This window comes from Methylocystis sp., assembly GCF_021731785.1.
Taxonomy (GTDB): domain Bacteria; phylum Pseudomonadota; class Alphaproteobacteria; order Rhizobiales; family Beijerinckiaceae; genus Methylocystis.
Genome location: NZ_JAKFWS010000129.1, coordinates 1 through 6,116, shown reverse-complemented (window position 1 = coordinate 6,116; position 6,116 = coordinate 1). Strand labels below are relative to the sequence as shown.

The 6,116-nt window shown below is 54.8% G+C and carries 7 protein-coding genes; 2 read left to right on the top strand and 5 right to left on the bottom strand.

Going from position 1 to position 6,116, the window contains the following annotated elements:
- Window positions 1–406 precede the first annotated feature (406 nt).
- Window positions 407–1,093: an SOS response-associated peptidase gene (locus tag QZ964_RS17885; protein ID WP_292533221.1), complete on the bottom strand. Its 687-nt coding sequence runs from the start codon at window positions 1,091–1,093 to the stop codon at window positions 407–409.
- 12 nt (window positions 1,094–1,105) lie between these two features.
- Window positions 1,106–1,618, bottom strand: a complete 513-nt coding sequence (locus QZ964_RS17880; protein WP_292533219.1) for an invasion associated locus B family protein — start codon at window positions 1,616–1,618, stop codon at window positions 1,106–1,108.
- Between the two features lie 342 nt (window positions 1,619–1,960).
- On the opposite strand from QZ964_RS17880, the gene QZ964_RS17875 reads away from it, so the two are divergent.
- A complete protein-coding gene (locus tag QZ964_RS17875) occupies window positions 1,961–2,545 on the top strand; it encodes a DUF4145 domain-containing protein (protein WP_292533217.1) in 585 nt (194 codons plus the stop codon).
- A gap of 81 nt (window positions 2,546–2,626) precedes the next feature.
- Here QZ964_RS17875 and QZ964_RS17870 read toward each other — a convergent pair whose 3' ends face one another.
- Complete coding sequence (locus QZ964_RS17870; protein ID WP_292533215.1) at window positions 2,627–3,784, bottom strand: serine/threonine-protein kinase; 1,158 nt, start codon at window positions 3,782–3,784, stop codon at window positions 2,627–2,629.
- A 79-nt stretch (window positions 3,785–3,863) separates the two neighbouring features.
- The gene (locus tag QZ964_RS17865) at window positions 3,864–4,601 is read right to left on the bottom strand and encodes a TIGR02391 family protein (RefSeq protein WP_292533213.1); all 738 of its coding nucleotides are present in this window, start codon (window positions 4,599–4,601) and stop codon (window positions 3,864–3,866) included.
- Window positions 4,602–4,609: 8 nt separating this feature from the next.
- On the opposite strand from QZ964_RS17865, the gene QZ964_RS17860 reads away from it, so the two are divergent.
- Window positions 4,610–4,786, top strand: a complete 177-nt coding sequence (locus QZ964_RS17860; protein ID WP_292533212.1) for a hypothetical protein — start codon at window positions 4,610–4,612, stop codon at window positions 4,784–4,786.
- 494 nt (window positions 4,787–5,280) lie between these two features.
- Here QZ964_RS17860 and QZ964_RS17855 read toward each other — a convergent pair.
- The coding region (locus QZ964_RS17855) for a TonB-dependent receptor (protein ID WP_292533210.1) at window positions 5,281–6,116 on the bottom strand (836 nt) is incomplete at its 5' end.

Sequence of the window (6,116 nt, the reverse complement as noted above, 5' to 3'; positions counted from 1 at the left end):
CCAACTCCAACGCGTGCAAGATGTGCAGATCGACCCAGCGGAAATAACGCAACGCGGAATTGCGTCCGCAATCATGTCGTGAAAAAAATCGCCGATGCGTGTCGGCAGGGCGAATAAGACGGGTTAGCTTAGGTTTACTTCGAAACCCGGAGCTGCGGAACACGAGCAAAACGAAATTCTACAAGGCTACGGAAGTTCCGGGGCTACTCAACAAGAAGGCCGGCAAGGCGAAGGCCAACCAAGCGTTACGCTCGCTGTTTCTGACCAGATAGCCTGACCAGTCGGCTGTAGTCGTCTCCGCACGTTGGTAGACGTTGGATCGAACGTGGTGTCGATCAATGCCTTTGTCTGCCTTCGGTCAAACCGAGACATGGGCGAGCGACGCGCTTAACTTCTAAGAATGGCGCTAAGCAGACTCCGATGCACCAAGTCGTTCAGGCTCGATCAGCGCCGGATCGTTATCGCCGACGCCGGAACGGTTCACGCGCTGTGAGACGATCCATTCCTGCAAAGCGTTTTCGGGCGGCGGGCGCAGCAACGCGGCGGGATCGCCGCCCGTCATCCATGCGCTTGCATCGTTCCAATCGAGAATCACCGGCATGCGGTCGTGGAAGCGCGACATCCAATCGTTCGCTGGACCGACGATAATCGTCGCTGAGTCCATCAACTCCTTTGTCTCGGGATTGGGCGCACTCTCCCACAGCCCGGCGAAGGCGAGCGGGCGACCGTCAGGCGATGAGAAATAGTGCGGCGTCTTCGCTCCGCGCTCGCCTGTCCATTCATAGAATCCCGATGCGGGTATGACGCAGCGGCGAGACTTGAACGCCGAGCGAAACATAGGCTTCTCGGCGACCGTCTCGGCGCGAGCGTTGAAGGTTGCCGGAAGCTCTTTGAGCGGCTTTTTCCACCACAACGGCACGAGTCCCCAGCGCATCGGCGTCAACTGCTTGCCCGATTGGTCAAGGCGGATGACTTCGATTTGCGTCGTCGGCGCGATGTTATAGCGGGGCGCGAGATTGCGCGGTTGGCCGATCAAATCGGCGAGCCGGTGAAGCTCTTCCCAAGAGAGATGTTGTGTGAAACGTCCGCACATGCCTTTAGGCTTTCACTCCCGCAGCGAATTGTAGCCTTCCTTAAAGCCATAGAGAGCGAATATGTGGCGAAGTCCCTCGCCCGGATTAATGTAGATCGTTATTAGCATGGCTTTGCCGTTGAACATCTTGCTTAGAAGGTCGTCGCTGATACGGCCTTCGGCCGCGCAGGTAATCTCCGTGCATCTGAAAAACGGCAGTCTCCCGAACTCATTGTCATCGACTTTGATCCCCGCGCCTTCGAGCAAGAAAGTTTTCGGCGGAGCAAAAATTTGTATTACCCCGTTCGGCACGCCCGGCGCTTTTGTAACGGCCACCATTATGCCAACGCTGGGCTGTTCCTCCGACATCGTCCTTTGGACCAACGCGCATTTGTTGACGTTAGTTGTTGATGTCGGTCCGCACTGGATTTCCCATGCGCCATGCTTTGAGGTTTCTGCCTGCTCCGCGAACGCGACGCCCACCAAAAAGTAAGCGGGTAGCAAAGGCCCAAGAACACGAACAAAAAATTTTCTGTCGGCTTGCATTTGAGCGCCTTGAACAAATGTTGCTTATATCGCAGGTCGATGTGCTTGCCCATCCACCCGCTGGAATAGTCCAACGTAGTCTTCTCCGGTCTTTGCTGTCCGAGCGCTGAGGGCGTCGCCGCGCTCTATACGGCGATCACCGGCCGCAACGTCTCGACTGAGGACATGGCGGAAATCGCCGACCAGTTGGCGTCGCTATCGGACTAACGCCTCGGTAATCTCATGGATGCATCAACGCTGAAATTTAGGGATCGAATAGACGAGCCGCGCTGGCCAATGACCTAAACCGAAATACAGAGCCGAACACTTGCTTTGTTGAATCACTCGTGGAAAGTTGGGCCAATGGACGAGATGGATTGGCTAGAATTTTTTTCGAAAGTTATCGGGGACTTAGCTTGGCCAGTGGTTGTCTTGGCAATCGTGCTCGTATTGAGGAAGCAAATTGAGAGGGCAATCGGCCTGATCAACAAGGTAAAAGTAAGTGGCTTCGAGTTCGAATTTGATAAAAAATTGGATGTTGCCCGCGAGGAAGCAGCAAAATTGCCGCGTCCGAAAAGTCCGGAAGACAAAGAGCCAGAGTATGCAGGCCAGCATGCTTTTGAACTGGTCGAGGTGTCCCCACGTGCTGCTGTCATCGAGGCCTGGCGTCTAGTTGAGGCCGCAGCGATCGACTGCGGGAAGCGATTGTTTGGGGCGGACTTCTCAAACAAAACAATGACGTTCCAAGCCATTTTGCGATTGGAGAACTCAGACAAATTACCCGCTTCCATATCAACGCTGATGAGACGTCTGCGATCCCTGAGGAATGAGGCGGCGCACGCGGCGGAATTTGAGTTGTCGAGGGAATCCGCACTTGAGTATGTCGAACTCTCCGCGCAGCTGATAGGCAATCTGAATGCGATTGGTAAGAATGGCCCGATGCATTAGAATTTTAGGCTTTTGTTGATGCGCAGTCGCTGTTCCACACGTTGCCGCTCTTCCTTCAATCGCTCCGCCTCACGTCTTTCCTTAAATATTAATCTCTTGTTCAAGATTATGTTTGAGGACTCTAGTCGCTTGTGGCAGCCATTGTTTAAAATAGTCAATGACTAATTGGGCATCGTGTTCGCGAACGCTGACAGTGGCAGTGTTGCCTTTGAATTGGAAAGATGTCGGTGGAATACCCATGACGGAAGTGAACGATCCCATATTGTGGAGCGCATCAACCCATTTCTGATGCACTGCTTGACAAAGCGTTAGCTCCAAACGGCCATCACCCCAAGAAACGTTAATTATGCTTGGTGGGGTATGAGCAAGGGGATCATCGATTTCACCTGCCGGAATAACTGTCTGACTAATCGCGCTGAGTCGCTGGAGCGAGATATGCTCGTCCCGTCGCAGTCGGATGAGGCGTTTGATTTCTTCGATCGAGGCGGGTCGTTCGGTAGGATTGTGCCGAATCATATTCGTAACAATGTCGTCCAGAAAGGAAAAATCGTTCGAGATTGATCCGATAGTCGCGTAATTCGTTCCATGTGGAACTACCCCTGTAAACATTTCGTTTAGCATCAGTCCAAGTGCATATATATCTGCCGCGGCGGAGATTTGCTGGCCGGCACGACGCTGCTCAGGGGCCGCATATTGGAAGTTAGCGAGTCTCTGTGTCGGACTTGTTTCGACTAAAGTAACGAGCTGATCAGCTGTAAAGCTGGCAATTCCGAAGTCTGCAATCGCCGCGTTGCCATTGCTTTCAATAAGGATGTTTTCTGGCTTTAAATCTCGATGCGTGACGTTTTGCAGGTGAGCAGCCTCCACTCCATCCAGGATTTGAGAATAATGTCGCATAGCCTGCTCGGGCGACAAAGTGCCCATTCGTGCTCGGAGACTTCCTGTATAGCGATTCATCACGTAGAACGGACCTTGAATTTTGCCGTTGTTGGCGAAGCCATGGTCAGTCACAGTGACGATGTTGCCGTGGGTGTTTCTCGCAAGAAACCCGATCTCGTTTTTGAAGCGACGCCGCTTTTCCGTCGATGTTTGTGTGAGAACTTTGACGGCGATGGGTGTCCCGCTTTCATCTGTTCCCCCATAAACGCGTCCGGCACCTCCTTCGCCAAGCTGTTCGGTTAGCGAATACGAAGCGAAAGCCGTTTCAACAGCTAGAGGTGTTTTCAAAGTAGTTGGCATAATGACTTATCCTGGAGGATGTTGCGTGAATCGTCCACAAACAGACCTATGACAGCATGGCCGAGCGTTGATAGCTCTGTTACGCCCGTTGCTCGACGATGCCTAGAAGATAACTTGCGAAGAGGATGAGCCGCGCAGCCTCTTGCGCGTCAATAACAATGTCCCGATGACTCGTCGGATTCTTCGCGTGTCCTATCGCGCCTGCGAGTAGTTGCTGCAAAGCTTCTCGCTCGGCGACTACGACGGTCGTGTCGGTAAGCGGACCATTCTCGGGATGAAAGGCCTTTCGCATTAGCGAAACGCCAATGTCACTATCTGGATACCCAGCGTTCTTGGCGTTCGCTGTTTTTCGGACCGCGACTTCGACTTCTTTGAAAGCTTGAAAGACAGCGACGTCGAAGTCGCCACGACGGAATAGCGGCACAACTTTTTGGGCTAACAGAGCGGGAACAAGCTCGTAAGGTAGGAGACGTCCCTTGCGAAAAACCTCTACATCAGCCCGATTATGCAAATTAACGGCGCGTCGAGTCAGCCGATACCATCGCGCGGGCTGTTGAGGGTCTCTTACGATGAGTCCTTGCGTGCTCAGCCATGCGAGAGATTCCGCCATAGCCATGACTATGGCGTCTCGCGAACTATCTGGATAGCTCGCACCAGTGATGGGGTAAAGTGCCGACACCAGCGAGTCGATATTGAACATGCCTCTCTGAGCGAGCGATGGAGCGACCTCGATAATTGCTCCCCCAAGGTCTTCGGGGGTCAGCGCCAGCAAATCCTCTGGCTTCGGAAAAATCGATAGAAGAGAGGATACGCTCATGGCGTTAAGTGAGCCTCCAAACTAAGAGCCGGGTTCAACTTTGCGACCGATACGGCGGCCAGTCGGGCATCAGATGCACGGCGCGCGAGCCGCATCGCGAACAGACGAATCTGCGCGATCGCGCCAACGCGATGAAGGGCGTCTCCGGCGCTGCCCGCATCACGTCGAAGGCAATTCTGCCATGATTCGCGCACCCCAGCCCAACACACCAGACCCATGCGCCAGCGACGCCCTCAGCGCGAAGATCGGCGATGGAAGGCGGGGTAGGGGGCGCATGGCGTGAAGATATTGGCGGGCTCTCGAACTTGCGAGCGCGTTCATTCTGAAAAGTAGCGCCACGGGCCAAGTGCCCCCTGCCCCACTTCAGCATGTGGACGACAGAGGCGCTGTGGCTCACATAGTGTCTCAAGCCGAAAAATTACGGGACATAATTACGTTAATCATTTGATATTTCTAGTATTATATAGACAGCAGCGATATGCTTTGTAATCAGTAGGTCGCGGGTTCGAATCCTGCAACCGTACCAATGAAATAGCATCTTGCGAAAAATAAGCGCGACGCGGCGACAAGCGTGCGCAGCGCTCACGCCATGGGCGAATGTCGACAGCGATCAGTATTTATACGAGAGGCTCGCGGCAACGGTCGTTGGTTCGCCGTGGTAGAGGGCGCCGTTTGATGTCTAGTTGGATTGGTTTGTCAGATTGGCGGCGTTGAGTTCGAATTTGAGATTGTCGTTGAAGCTATAGGCGAGCGAGGCGCCGAGCATCTGCTGGGGCGCCAGGGTAAAGCCGTAGGTGTTGGGCAGCGTCGCCTCGAGGCGGCTGGCGTAATAATAGCTGGCGCCGAGTTCGAGGCCCTTGAGCTCGCCTGTGTCGAACGTATAGCTGGCGTTGAAACTATAGACCCGGCGCGGCGCGCCCAGAAGATCGCTGCCCTGCTGCGAGGGGATGTTGTCGTCCTTCGACACCAGCGCATGCAGAAAGGTGGCGACGACATTGATCTTAAGGTTCGGCAGGATCTCGCCGCCGAGGTTGACCTCGATGCCGTGGCTGTGCTGCTGGCCGGTGACGACCGAATAGAAGCCGCTCGGATTGGCCGGATTGAGGATTGCGACATTGTCGCGGGTAATGTCGAAGTGCCCGACTTCGAAGCTCATCTTGCGGTCGAGAAACTCGCGCCTGAAGCCGAGCTCATATTGGGTGTCCTGCTGCGGCGGCGGCGCTTCGCCGCTTTGGATGCGCACGCCGGTGTTGGGGATGAGCGATTTGCCGTAGGCGGCGAAGAATTGCGTCTCTTCGTCCGGGCGATAGAGAATGCCGGCGCGCGGCGAAAAATAGCCTTTGATCCCTTTGCTCAAGCTCGATGTCGGCTCGCCGGTCAGCGCGCCGAAGGGATCGAAGACGCGCTCGCGCTGGGCGAGAAGATCGTAGCGCCCGCCGATCAGAATGCGCCAGTTCTCGTTTAAGTCGATGAGGTCCTGGCCATAGACCGAGCGGCTGATGGCGCGCGCCACGC